A 20472-nucleotide genomic window follows, 5' to 3' on the forward strand; every position below is an offset into this window, starting at 1 on the left:
GCTCCTAGTCGCTTTGACCCCACCGGCGAAGCGCCGCGGCAGAGGCGCGCGCAGCCTCTCGATCTTCGTCGGTTATGAGCTCGCCAGTGTCATCCGGAGAGGTCCATGCACCGAGATCGATGGGTGCCGTGTCGTCAGCCGACCCGCCAACATCGCGAAGCGGCTCTTCGCGATCCGCGGCGAGATAGGCCGAAAGCTTCTCGGGGTCATACGCGTCTGTCTGCATCGAGGTGCTCGATGCGTCAGATGTCGGCGGGGTTGCGGCGGCGGGCACGTGTGCAAGCAGAGCGATCGCGTCGTCAACGCCCGGTGCACGCGGAACGAAGTCGTCGCCTGCGGTTCCCTCTGCCAGCGAAACGAGCAGTTCCTGCGCGTCAGACACAATGTCTTGTCGCTCGGTGTCGACGCCATGAACGAGCCAACGCGCGAACTCGAGCTCGGCGTAGAGCCGCGAGCGCTCGTTGAGCATGGCATCGGGTGAGCGTCGAACAGCGTTGAGGTACGCGTCGTTGACATCTGCGGCGGCGAGCGGTGCACCGGCGAGCCATCTCAGATCGCTCGCGGGGTCACCGACGCTGAGCTCATGCCAGTCGAGTACTGCCCCCACACGCGGCTCAAGGTCGTCGTCGATGAAGACAAATGACGACGCATCCGCGCTGCCGAGGATCACGGTCGGTTCGAACCGCCAAAGTGCATCGCTTTCTACCGCACTGTGCCAGCGATCCCGCAGCTCATCAGGGATGCGCCCAGTTGCGATCGCACGCTCGACGAGGCGGCGTACGTCGGTTCGTACATGTTCGGGAAGCCGCACCGGGAGTCCATCGTCGCGAACGATCGACACCGGCAAGCCGTGTATCGCAGCAATAGCCGCGCCGATCGAGTGCGCAGCTCCCGGCCCCGCGGGCAGATCAGCCGCATCGATGCGGTAGCCCTCGAGGAAATCGACGACGAGTACCCGTGCATCGGCTATCTCGGTGTCGCCGAGCACCTCTGGTGCACGAAATGGAAGCAGGGCGCGCACTCCCGGGCTCAAAGCACGCAAGGCGCGCGCCGAAGTGGTGAGTTCTCGCGCAGCATCCGTGTCGACAGGCGCTCTCACGACGACGCGCGTTCCATCGGAAAGGTCGACGACGGCTGAGTCGAAACGACCGGAGGCGCCTTCGCTGAGCGCGCCGACACGAACGACCTCCGCGTGCGGGAGAGCTGCTGTGACAGCCGCGGCTAGAGTGAAGGAAGAGCGTGCCATGCCCCCAGGGTAGGTCGGGCGTCACGCCGCGCGTTCGCGCCACGCCCTTCGAGGAGGTATCGATGACGGCTGATGATGTCGTTTTGCAGCCATTACTATCTGTTGGCGAGTGGAACAGGTCCGCAGCAGAACGGGATGAACCGGAGCTGCTTGAGCATCTGCGAGATGACGCGCTCACGCGAGTTGTCGCCGTCTGCGGTGATAAGGCCGCGCTGGAATCCCGCACGAAGATTCGATATTTCGCGCCATACGCCGTGCCCGCACCATCATCCTGGGCGTTTCTTGGGCGGGATGACGAAGCTCGCGCAGTCATTGTCGCGGTGTTCAAGCCAGAGGATTTCGATTCGGTTGAGTCGCTCTCAGAATGGGGAGCACTTCGCACTCACGCGGCATTTTTGGGAGAGGATGACGTCGAGGTCTTCGTCACTGCGGTCAGTATCGGGCGCTGGCTCGTGGCCGCTCCATTTTGCTCCGCGTGCGGCTCACTGACAGATGTCACTCAAGCCGGCTGGTCGAGGCATTGCCCCGCGTGCGGACGCCAACACTTTCCTCGTACTGACCCCGCCGTGATCGTTGCCGTGACCGACGAATCGTCTTCGCGATTGCTTCTCGGCTCGAATGCGATGTGGGAGTCGAATCGTTACTCCTGCTTTGCGGGCTTCGTCGAGGCGGGGGAGTCGCTCGAGAACGCCGTAGTGCGCGAAGTATCGGAAGAGTCCGGAATTGACGTTGCGAATATCCATTACTTGGGCTCTCAGCCATGGCCCTATCCACGGTCACTGATGTTGGGATTTCGAGCTACAGCAGTGGACGCTGGCGCAGCAGTTGCGGATGGCACCGAAATTTTGCAGGTGCGATGGTTTGACCATGATGAGATCGGCGCGGCGCTTGCAGGTGTGGGGGATGTGCGCCTACCCGGCGCTTCTTCGATTGCCGCGAGACTCATCTCGCACTGGCATGCGGAGGGCTCGTGAGCACGGAGATCTGGGACGGACTGGATGAAGAGCAGACCGAAGCGGTCCGAACACTCCGTGGACCAGTGTGCGTGCTCGCCGGAGCAGGTACCGGAAAGACGCGTGTGATCACGCGCAGAATTGCGCACGGAGTCGATACGGGTGCCTACTCACCCGGACGCGTCATGGCTGTTACGTTCACAGCGAAAGCTGCGGGTGAGATGCGCGGGCGCTTGCGCGCACTCGGCGTGGTTGGCGTTTCAGCCCGAACCTTTCACGCTGCGGCTCTTGCACAGCTCAATTTCTTCTGGCCGACGATCGCTGGGGACGCACCCCCGTCTCTCATCGACAATAAAGTTCGCCTGCTCGCTCACGCGGCCGACGAGGTGGGCCTTCATCCCGACACTCCAACGCTTCGTGATGTGGCAAGTCACATCGAATGGCGAAAGGTCACGATGCGCAGCATCGAGGACGGACTCGCCGAGCGCCCCGATGGTGTTGGCAGGTTGTCGGGTGCAGCTCTCGCGGACCTCCAACGCTCATACGAGCGGGTGAAAGACGCGCGGCGCCAGCTCGACTTCGAAGATGTTTTGCTCGCATGCGCGGGAATGATCGAGAGCGAGCCGCGCGTCGCGAAGGCAGTTCGTGAGCAATATCGCCACTTCACAGTGGATGAGTTTCAGGACGTATCGCCACTGCAGAATCGTTTGCTTGAGCTCTGGTTGGGCGACCGACGCGATATCTGTGTTGTGGGAGACGCGAGTCAGACGATCTACTCGTTCGCGGGCGCACAACCTCATTTCTTGCTTGATTTTGAACGGCGCTATGAAGACGCGCACGTTGTTAGGCTCCAGCAGAACTATCGGTCCTCGCCGCAGGTTGTGGCGGTAGCAAACTCCCTCATGCGCGGCCGCCCGGGCGCGCTCGTACTGTCGGCCGCGAGCGCCGCACCAGCGCCAACGCCGGTCGCGACGGCGTACCCCGATGAGGTTGCCGAAGCGCGTGGTGTTGCAGCCGCGGTGGCCGCTCAGGTGCGCGATGGCATCCCAGTTGAAGACATAGCTGTGCTCTATCGTGCGCACTCGCAGTCACCAGAAATCATCACAGCACTATCGGACGCGTCGATTTCTACGACAGTTCTCGGTGGAAAACGCTTCTTCGATCTTCCGGAGGTACGCCAGGCGATTATGGCCCTGCGCGCGGCCTCTGTTGCCCCGCAACAACATGGATTTCGGGATGCTGTTCGCGATGTGCTCCGTTCGCTGGGTCTCGTTGACGAAGCGCCACCCGCGGGCGGCGCTCTTCGTGAGGCTTGGGAGGCGCGCTCGGCAATATTGCGTCTCGCGGAGGAGGCCGCAGCGGGCGTGACGCTGCGTGAATTTGCAGACCAGCTTCTCGCACGAGCGAAAGACCAGCACGAACCCTCGATGCGCACTGTCACTCTCTCAACGCTCCACGCGGCCAAAGGTCTCGAATGGAAGCACGTCTACTTCGTGGGACTTGCCGAGGGCCAGCTGCCAATTTCGTATGCGACCACTTTCGAGCAGATCGATGAAGAACGTCGGCTCGCATACGTCGGTATCACGCGGGCTGAGCAAACACTGTCGTTGTCTTGGTCTCGGGGGGCTGGTGCGCGCGAGCGACAGCCTTCCCGTTTCCTTCGAGAGATTGGCAGCGACACTCTGGGTGCGGTTGATGCACGCGAACCTTCGGCCGCAGCTCGTGCGCGGCGACAGTCACCGACAGTGCGGAGCTCGGGCTCACGCGCCTCGAGCGCGTGAGCCGCCCCGCGGCCGCACCCGCTTCGAGAACAAGAGCGGGGTCAAGATCGATGATTGGTCGCCCGAGTGCTTGGGCTGCAACGATTGGCCATTCCGGCTGCGCATCACGCTGATACGCATGACCGCAGGCTACGCACGGGGTGGTGCCTGGAACGACGATGGGTCCGACGGTCACGTTGTGGCCCCAAAAGACGATCGGCAAGTGCACGATATCGTTGCGTGCTGCAGCCGCGGCACGATGCGGGTCGATAACGTCGCGTGCCACCAGGATCTCGAAGTCCGCATCGTTCGTGGACGCGACAACTTCGATCCCGTATTTCTGAAGTGCACCAGCAAGTGTGTCGCGTGCTGCAGCATCGGGTCTGTCGCCCATGCACAGCCGTACACGTGCATGCGGATGCCGTTGTTTCTCGAGTACTGGCGAAAGCGATGTTAAGAGAGCATCTGCTTCCCCCGGGCCCGCGCCGACGCTTCGTGCAACCCCGACGAATGCCAGCTCCGGTATGCCCTTACGTAGCTCGTGCACGACCCGCTGAACCCAGGGCGCCGGGTTCGGAATCGTAACGACAGCAACGACGCCGAATTGCAATCGCTCAGGCGTCGCCCACACGGGCGGGAAAGCAGGATCAAGTCGGAACATGTCCCGATTGTGCGCGTTCGCGACGCGCGACGCGGGTTATCCACAGAAAATCCTGTTCGCCGGTTTTGAGGCGACCAGTGGAGGGAAATCAGACGGGTTGCGGCCCCGCGGGGTTCTCGTCGCCCGTGTCGTCGTCGTCGATCTCTCCCGCGAGCAGCTTCGCGAGCGCATCGTCCATCGCATCGGGGGCAGGCTCCTCGCCGCGGGCACGTGCTTCCAGGCGCGCGATCAATGCTGCGGGATCATCGATATCTTCCGCCGTCGGCATGAGATCGGGATAGTCCCACAGCGCGTCACGTGAAGCGACACCTACCGCGTTGGTGACGGCGCGCCACATGGCAGCGGCCTCACGCATACGCCGGGGACGAAGTTCGAGCCCCACAAGTGAGCCGAGAGCCTTCTCTGCGGGCCCTCCTGCTGCCCGGCGACGGCGCACTGTCTCGGCAATTCGGTCGGCGCTCGGCAGTCGCGACGTGGCATCCTCTGTCACGACGTCGACCCAGCCTTCGATCATCGCAAGGAGATTCTCCAGACGTCCGAGGGCGGCGACCTGCAGGGGCGAGTGGGCGGGGAGGAGCGCTCCGCTTTCCAAAGCTCGCCGAAGTTCTTCTGGCTCAGAAGGATCGAATCGGCCTGCGAGATCTTCGAGGGCGTCGGTGTCGACGTGGATTCCTTGCGCAAACTCGGTGACCTGAGTGATCACGTCGAGACGCAACCACTTCGCGTGCCGGAACAGTCGAGCGTGTGCGAGTTCGCGTGTCGCTATGTAAAGAGCGAGCTGGTCTTCGGGAATCTCGAGGTCGCGGCCAAAATCTGCGAAGTTCTGTGGCAGGATCGCTGCTTCGCCCGCTGGCATTACGGGGATTCCGACATCACCACCGCTGACGACTTCGGTTGAAAGCTGACCGACGACCTGACCGAGCTGCGCCGCGAAGAGCGAACCGCCCACGGAACGCATTAGGCGTCCGGCTCCCTCGACGAGTCCCTGCATCTCTTCTGGGACCTGCTGGTCAAGCGCCGATGTCAGTGCGTCGGCAATGCTTCCAGCCACGGGCTGGGCGAGCTCTTGCCAGACGTCGAGAGTCTTTTCAACCCACGCACCGCGGGTGATTGCCTGTGGGGGAGTCGCAAGCTCAGACACGGTCGTGGCTTCACCGAGCCACAGCGTGGCGAGGGTGAACGCCTGATCGAGATCTCGGCGATTGCCGCTCGTGATGCCGCGATCGCTCTGATTGGCGATGTGCAAGGCCGCACGCTTCGCGTTGTCCCACGAAATCTGGGGATCGCTGTCGTTCCCCGCCTGGGCGAACGCGCCCTGCAGCTGCTGCATCATTTGCTGCATCATCGCGGGGTCGACGTTCATGCCCGACAACTTCGACAATTGTTCCGGGTCTATCGTGCCGTCACCGCCAAATAGCTGGCGCAGTAGCTCTTGGAACTCATCTTCGGGGCGCTGCCCCTCGTCGTCTGCCATGTCAGCCGCCTTTCAGCCCGATCGAAGCCTGTCCATCTACGCTAGTCGCAGGATCATCGCACTGCCCGACTCAGCTTCTCGACGTCGTACGCCGGTCGCGAACGATAACAAATCGAGAGAAGGAACCTGTGGCGCTGTTTGACGATGATGTGACAATAGTGCCGCCCACTCGACGGCGCCCGTCTAAACGCACAGTCGCTGGCATTTGGGCACTCGTTGTCGCACTTTCGCTGCTGCTCGTGCTGTCGTTCTTGCCGACATCGTTCGTCGTTCAACAACCAGGACCGGTCTACAACACGCTGGGCAGCGTGACGGACGCCGATGGTGAAGACGTGCCGCTGATCGCCGTTGACGGTGCCGAGTCCTACCCAACGTCCGGCACTTTGGACTTGCTGACGGTACAGGTGCTGGGTAATCGTGATCGCACGCCCTCCTGGTTTGAACTGGCAATGGCCTGGTTCGACAAGTCGAAAGCTGTCGTTCCGATCGATTCGGTCTTCCCCGAGGGGCAGACGGCCGAGGAGCGGGATGCCGCGAGCACCGCGATGATGGTCGACTCCCAGGCCGAGGCGAAGGCTGCGGCCCTCACCGAGCTTGCCTACGACGTGCCGTCTGTCCTTACCGTCTACGCGGTCCAGGAGGGCTCTGCCGCTGAGGGCGCGCTGCAGGAGGGTGATGTCATCTTTTCAGCGGACGGCCAAGCGATCGCAGACGCCGACGCGCTACGTGCCGTCATCGCGGTCGGACAAGGCGCACCTCTCGAGCTCGTTATTGAGCGTGATGGCGCTGAGCAGCAGCTGACCGTGACGCCAGAAGAGTCGACAACCGACGGTGAGACCAGCTGGCTCCTCGGCGTTTCGCTACTTCACGACTACGACTTTCCGATCGATGTGTCGATTGAACTCAACAACGTCGGCGGTCCTAGCGCGGGAATGATGTTCGCGCTGGGAATCATCGACACGCTCACTCCTGATGACATCAATGGTGGACAAGACGTTGCAGGGACCGGAACCATCACGGCAGATGGCACAGTGGGAGCCATTGGCGGTATCCGCCAAAAGCTCTGGGGGGCGCTAGACGCTGGGGCAGAGTACTTTCTTGCGCCGGAATCCAACTGTGACGAGGTCGTCGGTCACGTGCCAGACGGGTTGCAAGTGTTTGCTGTCGCCACCCTCGACGATGCGCTTGATGTGATGACCGCGCTGAGCGACGCGGGAGACCTCGACGCACTGCCGACATGCACGGCAGGCTGAGCAGCTATCGAGCAAGCTGAGCGAATCCTCGGCGTTCGCCCAGAACTACGCACGTAGGATGGTCACGTGACCTCGACCTCAGCGCCGACACCGGCCACGCCTTCACGTTCCCGTCGTATTATTGCGATCTCCTTCGTGGTTATCGCGGCAATCGTGGTGGCGTTCTTCATATTTGCCAGCCTCTATACCGATTGGCTGTGGTTCGCCCAGCTCGGATTCGAATCGGTCCTGCTCACGCAGTGGGTCGCCAGGGTCGTGATGTTCGTCATCGGCTTCGTCGCGATGGCCGTTCCGGTCTGGCTTTCGATCACGTTGGCGTATCGATTGCGACCTGTCTATGTGCGGTTGAGCTCTCAACTCGACCGTTATCAGGAGGTTGTGGAGCCGCTTCGCAGGCTCGCAACGTGGGGGATTCCGATCTTCTTCGGCTTCTTCGCGGGCTTCGCGGCTTCTGCCGGGTGGGAAACCACAGCGCTCTGGCTCAACGGAGTGCAGACCTCGGTCACCGATCCGCAGTTCAACCTGGACACCGGTTTCTACCTGTTCGCGCTGCCGTTCTACTCGAGCGTCGTCGGCTTTGCGTCGGCGACAATCCTCATCTGTCTTCTCGTTACCGCCGCCGTCACGTACCTCTACGGCTCGGTGCGGGTCGGTCAGCGCGAACTCCGAATCTCGAAGGCCGCTCGTATCCAGGTCGCGATTCTCGCCGGCGTTTATCTCCTGCTGCAGGCGGTGAGCCTTTTCCTCGATCGTTTCAACACGATGACGGATGCTGGCAGCCGCATCACCGGACCCGGGTACACCGGCGTCAACGCCGTGATTCCAGGGCTTGCGATCCTCTCCGTTGCTGCAGCAATTGTCGCGATTTTGTTCTTCGTCACAGCGGCGATCGGTCGCTGGCGCTATCCCCTGATCGCCACGGCACTGTTGGTTGTGTCGTCGCTCGTCGTGGGTGTGGGTTACCCCTGGGTTTTGAACACCGTTCAGGTGCAGCCGAACCAGCTCGCGCTTGAGCGTGACTACTATCAGCGGAACATCGACTCGACGAAAGAGGCCTTCGGTATTGATGGCCTCGAGAAGACGAACTACGACGCCGTCACCGATGCCGAGGCGGGTCAGTTGCGCGCCGATGCTGAGACAACGGCATCCATTCGCATCATGGACCCCGCGATCATTAATCCGACCGTGAGCCAGTTGCAGCAATATCGTGCGTACTACCAGTTCTCATCACCGCTTGATGTTGACCGCTATGAAATCGATGGAGAATCACAGGACACGATTGTGTCTGTACGTGATCTCAACGTGAACGCCCTCGATTCTGCAGCGTCTTGGCAGAACACCACCCTGGTATATACCCACGGCTACGGCATGGTTGTTGCGAAGGGCAACGAGCGCACGACTGACGGTGACCCTGTCTTTATCGAGAGTGGAATTCCGGCGTCTGGTTTCTTGTCATCTGATGACTTCGAACCTCGCATCTACTTCGGCGAGACCTCGCCGACGTATTCCATCGTGGGCGGATCTGAGGACACTGAGCCGATCGAGCTGGACTACCCGTCGGGCTCGGATGGATCGAGTGAGACCAAGACGACCTTCACAGGCGATGGTGGGCCGAGTGTCGGAAACGTCTTCAGCCGCTTGCTCTACGCGCTGAAGTTCCAGTCCGAGCAGATTCTGTTCTCGGATTACGTGAATGAGGGCTCGCAGATCCTCTACGACCGTGACCCGACCGAGCGCGTGCAAAAGGTTGCTCCTTACCTCACCGTCGACTCCGACCCGTACCCGAGCGTTGTAGACGGTCGGATCGTCTGGATCATCGACGGTTACACGACGAGCGATGCGTACCCCTACTCAACAGCGCAGAGTCTTTCGCAGGCGATCGCCGACACCAACAACACCGCGCCGACCTACCAGCTCGATGACATCAACTACATTCGCAACTCCGTAAAGGCGACAGTCGATGCCTACGACGGCAGCGTCACGCTTTATGCCTGGGATGAAGAAGACCCGGTGCTGGAGACGTGGCAGAAGGTGTACCCATCGACGCTCAAGCCGATCAGCGAAATGAGCGGCGAGCTCATGAGCCACGTGCGTTACCCCACCGACCTGTTCAAGGTGCAACGCGCGATGCTGGGTCAGTATCACGTTGACGACGCGCAGTCGTTCTACCAGAGCGATAACCGCTGGGTGACTCCGAACGACCCGCAGAGCGACCAGCTGTTGCAGCCGCCGTACTACTTGACGATGCGGATGCCCGGTCAAGACTCTCCGACGTACTCAATGTTCACGAGCTTCATTCCTGAAGCAAGTGGTACGAATTCTCGTAACGTCCTGATGGGCTATCTCGCGGTCGATTCTGACGCGGGAACAGAAGACGGAGTCGTAGGCGAAGACTATGGCAAGCTCCGGATGCTGGAGATCGATGCCGACACGACTGTTCCCGGACCTGGTCAGGTGCAGAACACGTTCAACTCGGATACCGCGATTTCGTCGCAGATCAACATCCTGAAGCAGGGCCAGTCAGACGTTATCAACGGAAACTTGCTTACGCTTCCCGTTGGAGGCGGTTTCCTTTATGTGCAGCCCGTCTTTGTGCAAGCCTCTAGCGGAACTCAGCTCCCGCAACTTCAGAAAGTCCTTGTTGCCTTCGGTAACGAAGTTGCATTCGAAGATACGCTCAATGACGCACTCGATGCGCTCTTCGGTGGCGACTCCGGCGCGAACGCCGGTGACGAAGAAGTTGCGCCTGACACCGGCACGACCGACGGAACCGGAGACGGGACCGACTCAACGGACGGGACCGATTCAACGGGTGGTTCCACTGACGAGATCGTGGTTCCCGCGACGGAATACGAAGCGGCTCTCGAAGAGGCACGTCAGGCAATGCTCGATCGCAACACCGCGCTTCAGTCTTCAGACTGGACCGCATACGGTGAGGCCGATGCACGTCTTACAGACGCGATCAACACGCTGCTTGAGCTCGACGGTTCTGAGTAATCGATTTGGTATGTCGTGACGCTGTCGTGGAGGATCACGCAGTGATCACGACATACCAAATCAGCAGCATCGTTACGCCGAAGCCAGCGATCTGGTTCAGCCACAGGAAGCGGCGCCACCCGGCCGTCGCTTCGTGAGCCGTGGCGTCGGTGATTGAGCGGTAAGGCCACACCGCAATGAGATATGGGATCACCAAGACGGCAGCGAGCTGGCCTGGCCAGGCCGCGAACAGGATCGCAACACCGGATGCCGCGTAACAGGCGAGCGCGAAGCGCGCCGTCCAGCGTGCGCCGCGTGCGGTCGCGATCGATGAGATGTCAGCTTCGCGGTCTGCGACGACATCCTGCACAGCGCCAAAAGCATGCGACGCAATGCCCCACAGTGCGAAAGCGACGATGATCGCGACCAGCGCCGGCGTCCAGGCGGCCTGCGCGAGAACCAGTGCGTACACCGCCGGGGAGAAGAAGTGGATGCTGCTGGTCATCGAGTCGGCAAATGGCACCTCTTTTAGCCGCAGCGGCGGGGCAGAGTAGAAGACAACGAAGAAGAGGCTGAGAGCAAGTACGAGCCACGACAACGGGTTGCCGACGATCACGAGGTACACAACGAATGGCAGGCAGGTGAGACCCGCCGCCCACAACGTCATTTTGTGCATCCCCCGATCCAGAATTGCGCCGTGTGTCCCACCTTTTCTTGGGTTTCGCAGGTCTGACTCGTAGTCGAACACATCATTGATGCCGTACATCGCGAGGTTGTACGGCACGAGGAAAAAGATTGTGCCGACGATAAGGGTCACATCAATCTCGCGAGTCGCAAGCAGCCATGCCGCCGCGAATGGGTAGGCCGTGTTCACCCAGCTCACGGGGCGTGACGATACGAATAGTGTCTCAAGAACACCGGTGCGTGCGGGCGTGGTCAAGAGGGCTTCCTCCGGCTTAGCAGGACGAACAGCGCGGGCACACCGTATGCGGCGCACAGCGTGTATGCGAAGTCCTCGATGGGTGCGATGCCGATCGCAATCCCACTGAGGTTCTCCTCGGGGTATACAACGAGGCCCGCTCCGATCATGAGATTGTCAAAGATCGCAGTGAGCGTCAGTAGGATCACGGCAGCAACTGTCGAGGCGACCATCCGCTTGCCGAAATCAGGTCTTCGTGCGCTGAGAAACGTCAGGATGGCTGCTGCAGTGAGAAACGGCAGAATCAGCAACTGGTAGGTCACGACGGATCCCCCGCCCGCGAGCGGCGTTCTAGTGCGCGCATGACGGCACTCCACACGACCAGCGACAGGTAGCAAAGAAACGCGAGGAAGACCGGCTCTTCGAGGGGAAGGTCGGGGGCTAGATCGACCCCGATGAAGAGTGTGCTTTCTCCCTTGAGGAAGATCTCGTTGATGATCCCTGCTGCATCCCACACGAGAAAGAATCCGACGCCTATGAGTGTCGCGGCGATCGTTCGTATCGGTGCGTCTGCGAAAACAAGCCGAAATCGGGCATCGAGGATTGCGATGCCCGCGAAGCTCACAATCAACGCGGCCAGGTATATGCCCGGCACGTCAGCTCCCTGCGCTCACCGGTTCGGGCAGGGGCCCCGCAGTTCGGTCGCCGCGCAACCTCTTGATCACAAGCTCAGCTGAGATCAAGCACATCGGAAGGCCGATTCCAGGAAGTGCCGAAGTGCCAGCGTAATAAAGGCCATCCACCTTTTTCGAAACGTTTCCAGGTCGGAAAAATGCGCTCTGGCCCAGTGTGTGAGCGAGCCCAAGCGAATTTCCGCGCCACGAATTGAGGTCGGTCATAAAGTCACCCGGGCCGATCGTGCGGCGCACAACGATGCGATCGGCGAGATCTGGCACACCGCACCACTGCGAGATTTGAGAGATGACGGCGTCCGCCGCCTTCTCTATCGTGGCATCGCCCGCCCCATCGATTCCGCCGTAGCCGAGTGTCGGGTCGGCAGGTATCGGCACCAGAACAAAGAGATTCTCGTGATCTGCCGGAGCGACGTTGTCGTCGGTTGCGCTCGGTCGGCAGACGTAGATCGATGCTGGGTCGGGAATATGCGTCTCCGCGCCGAAAATCGCATCAAAATTTGAACGCCAGTCATCAGCGAACAAGAGAGTGTGATGGGGGAGTTCGGGTAGTGAGCCACTCACGCCTAGCAGGATGAGGAGGGCACCAGGGCTGGGGACTCGTTTATCCCACCATTTCTGGGGGTATGTCTGTTCATTCTGCTCGAGCAAGGTGGTTTCGGTATGGTGCAGATCCGCAGTGGAGACGACGATATCTGCCGACAGCTCCTCCCCGGATTCGAGCGTGATGCCCTGTGCGCGCCCGCTTCGTGTGCGGATTCGACTCACCGATGCGTTCGTTCGGAGATGCACGCCTTGGGCCCGGGCAAGTACGGCGATGGCATCGATCACTGTCACGAATCCGCCGCGGGGATAGCGAACGCCGTCATCCAGGTCTAAGTGGCTCATCAAGTGGTAAAGGCTTGGCACCCCATAGGGAGAGCCGCCGAGGAAGACGGCGGGGTAAGCCAAGATCTTTTGGAGCTGCGGATCCGTGAACTGTTTGTCGATGTGTGAAGCGAGGTTTCGCGTTAATAGCGGCAGGAGCTGGGGGAGTCGTCGCAAGAGGGCCGGGTCGACGAGCCCCGTCTTCGTCTCATAGGTGTCGTAGAGAAACCGTGAAATTGCGAGATCGTATGCATCACCGGCTGAGTCGAGATACTTGTCGATGCGCGCGCCAGCGCCCGGTTCTATCTGTTCGAAGAGCTCGATAGCTTCTGCTCTTCCAGAGACGACGTCGACCGAGCGAGTTGACCCGGATTTGGCTGGCTCGGAATACACCCGGTACGCCGGAGTGAGCGGAGCGAGGTCGAGCTGCTCGTCTGCCGTTGTGCCGAGCAGTCGAAAGAAGTGCTCAAAAACCTCTGGCATGAGATACCAGCTGGGGCCGGTGTCGAAGCGAAAGCCGTCCTGCTCCCAGCTTCCGGCACGACCGCCGAGGTCGCTGCGGGCTTCGCATAGCGTGACGCTGTACCCCTCGCGACCGAGAAGCGCAGCTGTGGCAAGACCGGCAATGCCGCCACCTATGACGATTGCGCTTTTTCCGTGCGCGCTCATGAGTTGACGCTCCGCGGCCCGCGGCGCAGCCATGCCTGCGCTGCGATCGTCGCTTTGCGTCCATCGGGGATCCGTACTCGACGCACAGGGGGGCCTTCCTTACGCAATCGTTGGGAGAGTTCGGCGAAAAGATCATGAGCGAGCGACACTGCGCGACGACAATCGGGCGGCAAGAGGGAGATGACAGCGGCAGCGGCGCTGAGGTCCGCATCAATTCGGTCCAACGCGCGTTCACGATCGGCGGGCTCGGTTATCGCTAGATAGTTGCGCCCGAGTGCTGACTGGTCGTGTTCGATATCCCTCATGAAATTCACGTCTTGGAACGCGGCGCCCAGGCGCCTTGCGCCCGTGATGAGCTCGGTGGCGGGAGCGACCGGGCGAACCGCGCCCGCGTTGACGAAGACGTACACGCACATGAGCCCCACCACTTCCGCTGACCCGTACACGTAGGTGTCATGCGAGAGATCATCGTGCTCATCTGTGGTGATGTCGGTGCGCATTGAGGCGAAGAACGGTGCGATCTGTTCGATGCCGATACCGCACTCACGAGCGGTTCGCGCAAAGGCATGCACGATGAGGTTTGAGCTGAAGCCGCGGTCGATGGCCGCGAGAGTCTCGGCTTCTAGTTGGTCGAGAACATCTCGCTGCGCCTCTTGCGAGAGCCCGGCCTCGGCACCTGGGCCGTCGACGATCTCATCGGCCACCCGCACGAGTGCGTAGATAGCGCGCACATGGTTTCGAACGCGTGGCCCGAGCATCCGGCAGGCGAGTGCGAAGGATGTCGAATACGCCGAGATAACCACGGCCGACGCTTGAGCCGAGGTGTGATCGTACAGGCTGAGACCTGTCGGTTCCGATGTCACGGGATGCGCTCCTCAACGGCGTTGGCGATATCTGCCAGCAATGCGCCAACCCGGGGTGGCAGCGAGTGTACTTCGGACTGGGCACGTGCAGTGCGAACGGTTCTGATGATGAGATTCATCAGCTCGTCGCGTGCGCCAGACTCGGCGATGGCGTGCTGAGCTTCGCGAACGGCAACAGGGCCCGTGTGAGCTTGCGAGAGGGCTGCGCTGACCCGCGGCCACGTTGTGGTCTGTCGTGCGAGTGCGATGAGCGCGGTTTGTTTCGACTCTCGAAGATCCGCGCCCGGCTCCCGCCCCGCCTGCTGCTGCGTCCCAAACGCCCCGATGAGGTCGTCAACGAGTTGAAAAGCGAGTCCCAGGCTTGAGCCGGCGGTGCCGACCGCGGCGATGGCGACTTCATCTGCGCCGGCAAGAAGAGCGCCTGCGCGAAGCGGCGAGCTGAATGAATAGACGGCAGTTTTGTCATGCGCAGTCGCGATCAGCGACGCCGTCTGCGCGCTGTTGCCGGTCAGGGAGTTTTCGACGTCAGCGAGCTCGCCGACGGCGGATACAAAAACAGCGTCATCGATGAGATCGATGATTCTCGTTCTGGTCTCGCCCGCGAGGGGGGCGAGGGCCACGAGTCGATTCGCTTCGTGAAGCAGGAGATCGCCTGCCAAGATCGCTGCTGCCTCACCGAAAAGCGCCGACCCCGCCGGACTGGCTCCCTGCGCTTGTGCGCGCTCGAAAAAGGTGCCGGAAATGTTCAGCTCACCGCGGCGCATCGTGTCGTGATCGATGACGTCATCGTGGACCACGAAGGCGGTGTGAAGTAACTCGAAGGCTGCGGCGATGTCGGACACCGACTGCTCGGCATCTGCACTTCCGCCAAATGCGTTGAAACTTGCCGAAACGAGCAGTGGGCGAAATCGTTTCCCTCCCGCCGCTGCGTGACGAATAGCGTCCGCGAGAGCTTGAGTGCTCGCTCCGTACCCTTGTGCACGAGCGGAAATTCTGGCAATCGCACTGTTTATCGCGTCATTGATGTTCGTGAGATCTTCGGTGTGCGTCAGCGTGATCATGATGCTCCTGCGTGGGAGCGCGCGTGAGTGAAGAGGTCAAGCTGCTGAGCCTGCAAAACGAGCCACGGGCTGAACATCCACGGTGTGGCGTGTAGCGACGATGCGAGGTCGGCGGGCGATACCCACCGGTAGTCGACAACCTCTTGCGGATTGGGTCGCGGCTCGGTATCGGCGTGTGCGATGAATACGGGGCATATCTCGTTCTCGACGATTCCGCTCGCGTCAACAGCGCGGTATCGGAAGTCTGGAAGCACGAGGGAGATATCGCTAATATCTAGGCCGAGTTCGAAGGAGGCGCGGCGGAGTACCGCAGCAACCATTTCTTCCCCCGGCTGGGGGTGGCCGCAAAAAGAGTTGGTCCACACTCCGGGCCAGGTGAGCTTCTCGATCGCACGGCGAGTGACAAGGACTTCGCCGCTTGCATTCACCACGTGGCAAGAGAACGCCAAATGTAGGGGCGTATCAGTGTTGTGAACGTTGAGCTTGGAGGCAGTTCCCGTCGCTTGGCCCTCGTCGTCGAGGAGGATTACCTCTTCTGAAACTGACATTGCTCCTCCAGGTACTTGCTAGCTAAACTAGCAATATTTCACTGATGATGCTACAACGGGTGCGGGGAGGTGTCCATATGAACGCACAAAGGTCAGTCGAGCTGACGCACGACGAACTCGTGCGAGAAACACTACTTGCTTTGCGCTCCCTGACAGATTCGCTCGACCGGATGCACGGTGTCCTGAAGGACGCGATGGGGATGAACGGCACAGACCTCGCCGCGCTTCGGATGATGGTGATTCGCGAAGAGCGCGGCGAATCGGTGAGTCCGCACGACGTTGCTCGGCACCTCCACATCTCGACGGCATCCACCACCAAGCTTCTTGACCGGTTGACCACGGCGGGCTTCGTTGAACGGCATTTGCACCCGCATGATCGTCGTGCGCGGGTGGTCGTTTTGACGAAGTCGCTGCGACAGACGTTCGGTCAGCATTTCGGCACAAGGATGTCGCCGATCCGCGAGGTTGTCGAGCAATATGACGATCGCGAACTCGGCATTATCGAAAGATTCTTAAGCGAACTATCGGAGCGTATCGAAGGGGTCGAATAGCGCTCGCACTCCTGTCGTGCAGAAGCTTTTAGGCAAAAAGAAAAGGCGTCCGAATCGGACGCCTTTTCTTCTATTTGGTTGCGGGGGCAGGATTTGAACCTACGACCTCTGGGTTATGAGCCCAGCGAGCTACCGAACTGCTCCACCCCGCGGCACAAGAGATAAACCTAGCATGGGATTTCAGAGTGCGCCAATCGAGGTCAGTTTGCCGATCGAACGTGTCGTCGCCAGGATGGTCGCAGGAGGCGCCAATGTCGCAGCAATACGTTCCGGTCGCGGTCGCGCAGTTCGAACCGATCGCAGATACAGAAGCAAATTTGACCGCTATTGCGGCGATGGCGAAGGACGCGGCCGATCGGGGAGCGCGGGTTGTAGTCTTCCCCGAATACTCGAGCTACTTCATCGATCCCTTTGACTCAACGTTGGTTGCTCATTCGGAGCATCTCGATGGGCCATTTGTGCGCCGTCTTACTGAGATTGCGAGCCAGTTCGATCTCCACATCGTTGCCGGACTTTTGGAGACCGCCGATGATGGCGCGCGGATTCGCAACACAGTCGTCGCGGTCAACGGCGGCGGACTCCAGTCGATGTATCGCAAATTGCATCTGTATGACGCTTTCGGTCAGCGAGAAAGTGATTGGGTAGAACCAGGCCAACTCGATGCTCCACAGACCTTCACAGTTGAGGGCATGCGCTTCGGCATGATGACCTGCTACGACCTGCGGTTCCCTGAAGTGACTCGTGTGCTCGTTGACGCCGGCGTCGATGCGGTCATTGTCGCGGCCGAATGGGTACGTGGCCCGCTCAAGGAATACCACTGGCGGACGCTTCTGGCCGCGCGCGCAATCGAGAACACGGTGTACGTGGTCGCTGCAGACCACGCGCCTCCACTCGGCGTGGGCCATTCAAGCATCGTGGACCCCACGGGTGTTGCAATTGCAACTATCGGTTCGGGCGCAGGTATCGTTGTGGGCCACCTCGAACTCGAAGCGATCGCGCGAATCCGCAAAGTTAACCCTGCCCTCGCACTGCGTCGATACAGCGTCATGCCGCGGGGCTAGGAAGCCTCAGCGGCCTGCTCCCACGAGTCGTGACGCGGCTTCGGCTAAAACATCGCGACGTTTGCACGCAGCGAACCTTAAGAAAGTCGCGTACTCGTGACGGCGTTTCGGAGTGGTGAAAGCCGTGATGGGGATGGCAGCAACTCCTGCCGTGCGGGCGAGCTCACGGCAGAACTCTGCGGCATCCGTGGCGCCTAGCGGGCGCGCATCTGCCACTGTGAAGTAGGTGCCTGACGGCACTGAAACGTCGAAACCCGCCGCAGTGAGCCCGGCAACGAGCAAATCGCGCTTGGCGGCGAGAGTCGCAGCCAAGCCATCGAAATATGTCTGCGGCAGTCGGAGTCCCGTCGCGATTGCTGGCTGAAACGGTGCGCCGTTCGCGTAGGTCAAGAATTGTTTGACCGCCATGACGGCGTCGACCAGTTCGGCGGGCCCCGTGACCCATCCAATTTTCCATCCGGTCGTTGCGAACGTCTTCCCTGCCGATGAAATCGTGAGCGTGCGAAGCGCTGCATCTTCACGCGCAGCGATAGGGCTGTGAAGTTCACCGTCGAAAACAAGGTGCTCGTAAACCTCGTCGGTGACGATGACCGCATCGTGCCGGTTGGCCAGACGAACAATCTCGTCGCGAACTTCGGGTATGAAGACCGCACCTGTTGGGTTGTGCGGGTCGTTCACGAGGATGATTCGTGTGCGGGCAGTGACTGCCCGGCGGAGTTCATCGAGATCGGGTTGAAAATTCGGCCACCGTAACGGCACACCCACAAGCTTCGCGCCGCTCAGCGCGATGCACGCGGCGTATGAATCATAAAACGGCTCAAAGACGACGACCTCGTCGTCGGGGCCGTGAATGAGCGCCAATAATGTTGCGGCCAACGCTTCAGTCGCGCCGGCGGTCACGAGCACATTCCGGTCGGGATCGACGGGGATGTTGTAGAAGCGCGCCTGGTGTTCGCTGATGGCAAGTCGCAGATCGTCGATACCTCGGCCCGGAGGGTACTGATTAGCCCCCTCGGAGATGGCCTCACGTGCGCGTTCCAATACAGCGGCCGGGCCATCCTCATCGGGAAAGCCTTGGCCGAGATTAATTGCGCCCGTCTCCGCCGCCAGGGCCGTCATCTCGGCGAAGATGGTAGGTATGGGTGAGCCAGTGGGGGATAGGAGCCCCGCGCCGGCAGCAGTGCGGCGCCACGCGCCAGGAATCTCTCGCATCGACTACACGCTAGTCGCATAGGCGTATCCCATTCGGGTCATAAGAAACACACAGTCTTGGGCGACAGGCTGAGAGCGCTTGTCAGAAGGAGCACCTATGAGCGATAACGAGGGCATCAGCCCAGAGCAGACACCTGCAGCATCCGCCCAGGACGCGTCGACCACCGACGGTGCGACGCCCGCGAATCAGTCAGCGCAGGCGACGCTTGCCGCCCCGGCAACTTCAGCTACGCCGACGGGTAACACCCCTACGCCGAGTGCTAGCCCAGCATCGACGCCGGTGCCTCCGCGACCCCCGCTCCCGGCGAACACCGCGGGATCTGGCCAGGCCGCGAAGCAACCAGCGCTACCGGCATACGCCGGGGTGCCCTATCCCACTCCGGGCGCATCGTTCGGGCAAGCTGCGCAGTCGCAGCCGACGCTTCCCATGAATCAAGGAATCCGTCAGCCCGCGCCGAAGAAGAAATCTGGCGCAGGCAAGGTTGTCGGACTCCTCGTTGCTGCAGCCCTTGTTGGCGGCGCCGCGGGGCTCGGCGGTACCTACGCCGGAATGAGCTTGTGGGGAACCACAGCGTCGGGGGCGTCGTCGTCGCCTTCCGTTGTGACGGTGAACGATGCTGACAACGTCAACACAGCGACAGCCGTGGCGACGAAGGTGCTGCCGAGTGTCGTGACAATCTCGGCGTCATCGGGAAGCAGCGGCGGAACTGGATCGGGTGTCGTCCTCTCTGATGACGGCTACATTCTGACCAACACGCACGTCGTCACACTTGACGGTGCAACGGCGGACCCGACATTGTCTGTCACGACGTCCGACGGATCGGTCTACAGTGCCACAGTCGTTGGAATCGACCCCACGTATGACCTCGCTGTGATCAAGCTCGACAACGCGACGGGTCTTACCCCGATCGACTTCGCCGACTCGAGCGATCTCAACGTCGGTGAAACCGCAATCGCTGTCGGTGCGCCGCTTGGGCTGTCGAACACCGTGACGACGGGAATCGTGAGCGCTCTCAATCGCTCCATCGAAATTGCATCTTCCGCTGCACCCGAAGACAACTCGGACTCGTCCGGACCGGATCAGAGCCCGCAGCAAGAAGAGGGCCAGAGCCCGTTCCAGTTCGACTTCGGCCAGGGCGAATCGCAGGGGTCGAATACGACGACATCAACAATCAAAATCGCTGTCATTCAAACTGACGCTGCCATCAACCCGGGTAACTCCGGAGGTGCACTCGTTGACAGTGACGGAAAGTTGATCGGAATCAACGTGGCTATTGCTTCCTCGGGTTCGACGAGCGACGGCCAATCAGGCAACATCGGGGTGGGCTTTGCCATTCCATCGAACGTGGCCGAGCGCGTCGCGAACGAGCTGATCGAAAACGGCACGGCGACGCACGGACTGCTGGGCGCTCTCGTACAGGACGCATCGTCGGTTGAGGGTGCGACGACTGAGGGCGCATACATCTCGGAGGTTACTGACGCAGGAGCAGCCGCGGCAGGCGGGCTTCAGGCCGGAGACGTCGTGACATCGTTCAACGGTGTACCGGTGTCGGACTCGGTCGATCTCACCGCACAGGTGAGGGCGGCAGCGGCAGGAAGCGATGCCACCGTCACCATTGTTCGAAACGGAAACACGCAGACGCTTGACGTCACGCTCGGCGCTCTGGAATAGCCACCGGCCGCGTGCCTCCAAGGACGCCACCTCG

General features: G+C 61.0%; 17 protein-coding genes and 1 tRNA gene. 7 read left to right on the forward strand and 11 right to left on the reverse strand.

Annotated features, from left to right (window positions below; all coding sequences use genetic code 11):
* Window positions 1–4: 4 nt before the first annotated feature.
* Complete coding sequence (locus FHS06_RS10500) at window positions 5–1246, reverse strand: phosphotransferase (protein ID WP_167049076.1); 1242 nt, start codon at window positions 1244–1246, stop codon at window positions 5–7.
* Window positions 1247–1308: 62 nt separating this feature from the next.
* On the opposite strand from FHS06_RS10500, the gene nudC reads away from it, so the two are divergent.
* Both nudC and FHS06_RS10510 read left to right on the forward strand, forming a co-directional pair.
* Window positions 1309–2220 carry an NAD(+) diphosphatase gene (nudC, locus tag FHS06_RS10505; RefSeq protein WP_167049078.1) on the forward strand — a complete coding sequence of 304 codons (912 nt, stop codon included), beginning with the start codon at window positions 1309–1311 and terminating at the stop codon, window positions 2218–2220.
* Window positions 2217–3980 carry an ATP-dependent helicase gene (locus FHS06_RS10510; protein WP_167049080.1) on the forward strand — a complete coding sequence of 588 codons (1764 nt, stop codon included), beginning with the start codon at window positions 2217–2219 and terminating at the stop codon, window positions 3978–3980. Before nudC ends, FHS06_RS10510 begins: the two co-directional genes overlap by 4 nt.
* A 728-nt stretch (window positions 3981–4708) precedes the next feature.
* On the opposite strand, the gene FHS06_RS10515 is transcribed toward FHS06_RS10510, so the two are convergent.
* The gene (locus tag FHS06_RS10515) at window positions 4709–6094 is read right to left on the reverse strand and encodes a zinc-dependent metalloprotease (RefSeq protein WP_167049082.1); all 1386 of its coding nucleotides are present in this window, start codon (window positions 6092–6094) and stop codon (window positions 4709–4711) included.
* 128 nt (window positions 6095–6222) lie between these two features.
* Between FHS06_RS10515 and FHS06_RS10520 the strand changes: the two genes are divergently transcribed.
* Together FHS06_RS10520 and FHS06_RS10525 are read left to right on the forward strand one after the other, a co-directional pair.
* Entirely contained in the window at window positions 6223–7347 is a 1125-nt protein-coding gene (locus FHS06_RS10520; protein WP_167049084.1) for a YlbL family protein, read from the forward strand.
* Between the two features lie 66 nt (window positions 7348–7413).
* On the forward strand, window positions 7414–10344 hold the full coding sequence (locus FHS06_RS10525) for a UPF0182 family membrane protein (RefSeq protein WP_167049086.1): 2931 nt from the start codon (window positions 7414–7416) through the stop codon (window positions 10342–10344).
* 34 nt (window positions 10345–10378) lie between these two features.
* Here the strand turns inward: FHS06_RS10525 and FHS06_RS10530 are convergent, their stop codons facing one another.
* Genes FHS06_RS10530 through idi form a run of 7 tightly spaced genes read right to left on the reverse strand, consistent with a single transcriptional unit; the run spans window position 10379 to window position 15942 of the window.
* A complete protein-coding gene (locus FHS06_RS10530) occupies window positions 10379–11263 on the reverse strand; it encodes a prenyltransferase (protein ID WP_167049088.1) in 885 nt (294 codons plus the stop codon).
* The gene (locus tag FHS06_RS10535; protein WP_167049091.1) at window positions 11260–11565 is read right to left on the reverse strand and encodes a lycopene cyclase domain-containing protein; all 306 of its coding nucleotides are present in this window, start codon (window positions 11563–11565) and stop codon (window positions 11260–11262) included. Before FHS06_RS10535 ends, FHS06_RS10530 begins: the two co-directional genes overlap by 4 nt.
* Window positions 11562–11897 (reverse strand): lycopene cyclase domain-containing protein, encoded by a 336-nt coding sequence (locus FHS06_RS10540; protein ID WP_167049093.1) that lies wholly within the window; start codon window positions 11895–11897, stop codon window positions 11562–11564. The genes FHS06_RS10535 and FHS06_RS10540 overlap by 4 nt, the downstream gene beginning before the upstream one ends.
* A 1-nt stretch (window position 11898) precedes the next feature.
* Window positions 11899–13470, reverse strand: coding sequence for a phytoene desaturase family protein (gene crtI / locus FHS06_RS10545; protein ID WP_167049095.1), 1572 nt, complete (start codon window positions 13468–13470; stop codon window positions 11899–11901).
* On the reverse strand, window positions 13467–14333 hold the full coding sequence (locus FHS06_RS10550) for a phytoene/squalene synthase family protein (protein ID WP_167049097.1): 867 nt from the start codon (window positions 14331–14333) through the stop codon (window positions 13467–13469). The genes crtI and FHS06_RS10550 overlap by 4 nt, the downstream gene beginning before the upstream one ends.
* Window positions 14330–15394 (reverse strand): polyprenyl synthetase family protein, encoded by a 1065-nt coding sequence (locus FHS06_RS10555; RefSeq protein ID WP_167049099.1) that lies wholly within the window; start codon window positions 15392–15394, stop codon window positions 14330–14332. Before FHS06_RS10555 ends, FHS06_RS10550 begins: the two co-directional genes overlap by 4 nt.
* The gene (gene idi, locus FHS06_RS10560) at window positions 15391–15942 is read right to left on the reverse strand and encodes an isopentenyl-diphosphate Delta-isomerase (RefSeq protein ID WP_167049101.1); all 552 of its coding nucleotides are present in this window, start codon (window positions 15940–15942) and stop codon (window positions 15391–15393) included. Before idi ends, FHS06_RS10555 begins: the two co-directional genes overlap by 4 nt.
* Window positions 15943–16019: 77 nt before the next feature.
* Here idi and FHS06_RS10565 point away from each other — a divergent pair, with 77 nt between their 5' ends.
* Window positions 16020–16493, forward strand: a complete 474-nt coding sequence (locus tag FHS06_RS10565; RefSeq protein WP_167049103.1) for a MarR family winged helix-turn-helix transcriptional regulator — start codon at window positions 16020–16022, stop codon at window positions 16491–16493.
* A 75-nt stretch (window positions 16494–16568) separates the two neighbouring features.
* On the opposite strand, the gene FHS06_RS10570 is transcribed toward FHS06_RS10565, so the two are convergent.
* Window positions 16569–16645, reverse strand: a tRNA-Met gene (locus FHS06_RS10570).
* A gap of 99 nt (window positions 16646–16744) precedes the next feature.
* Here FHS06_RS10570 and FHS06_RS10575 point away from each other — a divergent pair.
* A complete protein-coding gene (locus FHS06_RS10575; RefSeq protein WP_167049105.1) occupies window positions 16745–17554 on the forward strand; it encodes a carbon-nitrogen hydrolase family protein in 810 nt (269 codons plus the stop codon).
* 6 nt (window positions 17555–17560) lie between these two features.
* Here FHS06_RS10575 and FHS06_RS10580 read toward each other — a convergent pair whose 3' ends face one another.
* The gene (locus FHS06_RS10580) at window positions 17561–18766 is read right to left on the reverse strand and encodes an aminotransferase class I/II-fold pyridoxal phosphate-dependent enzyme (protein ID WP_167049107.1); all 1206 of its coding nucleotides are present in this window, start codon (window positions 18764–18766) and stop codon (window positions 17561–17563) included.
* 97 nt (window positions 18767–18863) lie between these two features.
* Here FHS06_RS10580 and FHS06_RS10585 point away from each other — a divergent pair, with 97 nt between their 5' ends.
* The gene (locus FHS06_RS10585) at window positions 18864–20438 is read left to right on the forward strand and encodes a S1C family serine protease (protein ID WP_167049109.1); all 1575 of its coding nucleotides are present in this window, start codon (window positions 18864–18866) and stop codon (window positions 20436–20438) included.
* Window positions 20439–20472 lie beyond the last annotated feature (34 nt).

Origin of the sequence: Microbacterium halimionae (genome assembly GCF_011761265.1) — a bacterium.
Lineage (GTDB): Bacteria > Actinomycetota > Actinomycetes > Actinomycetales > Microbacteriaceae > Microbacterium > Microbacterium halimionae.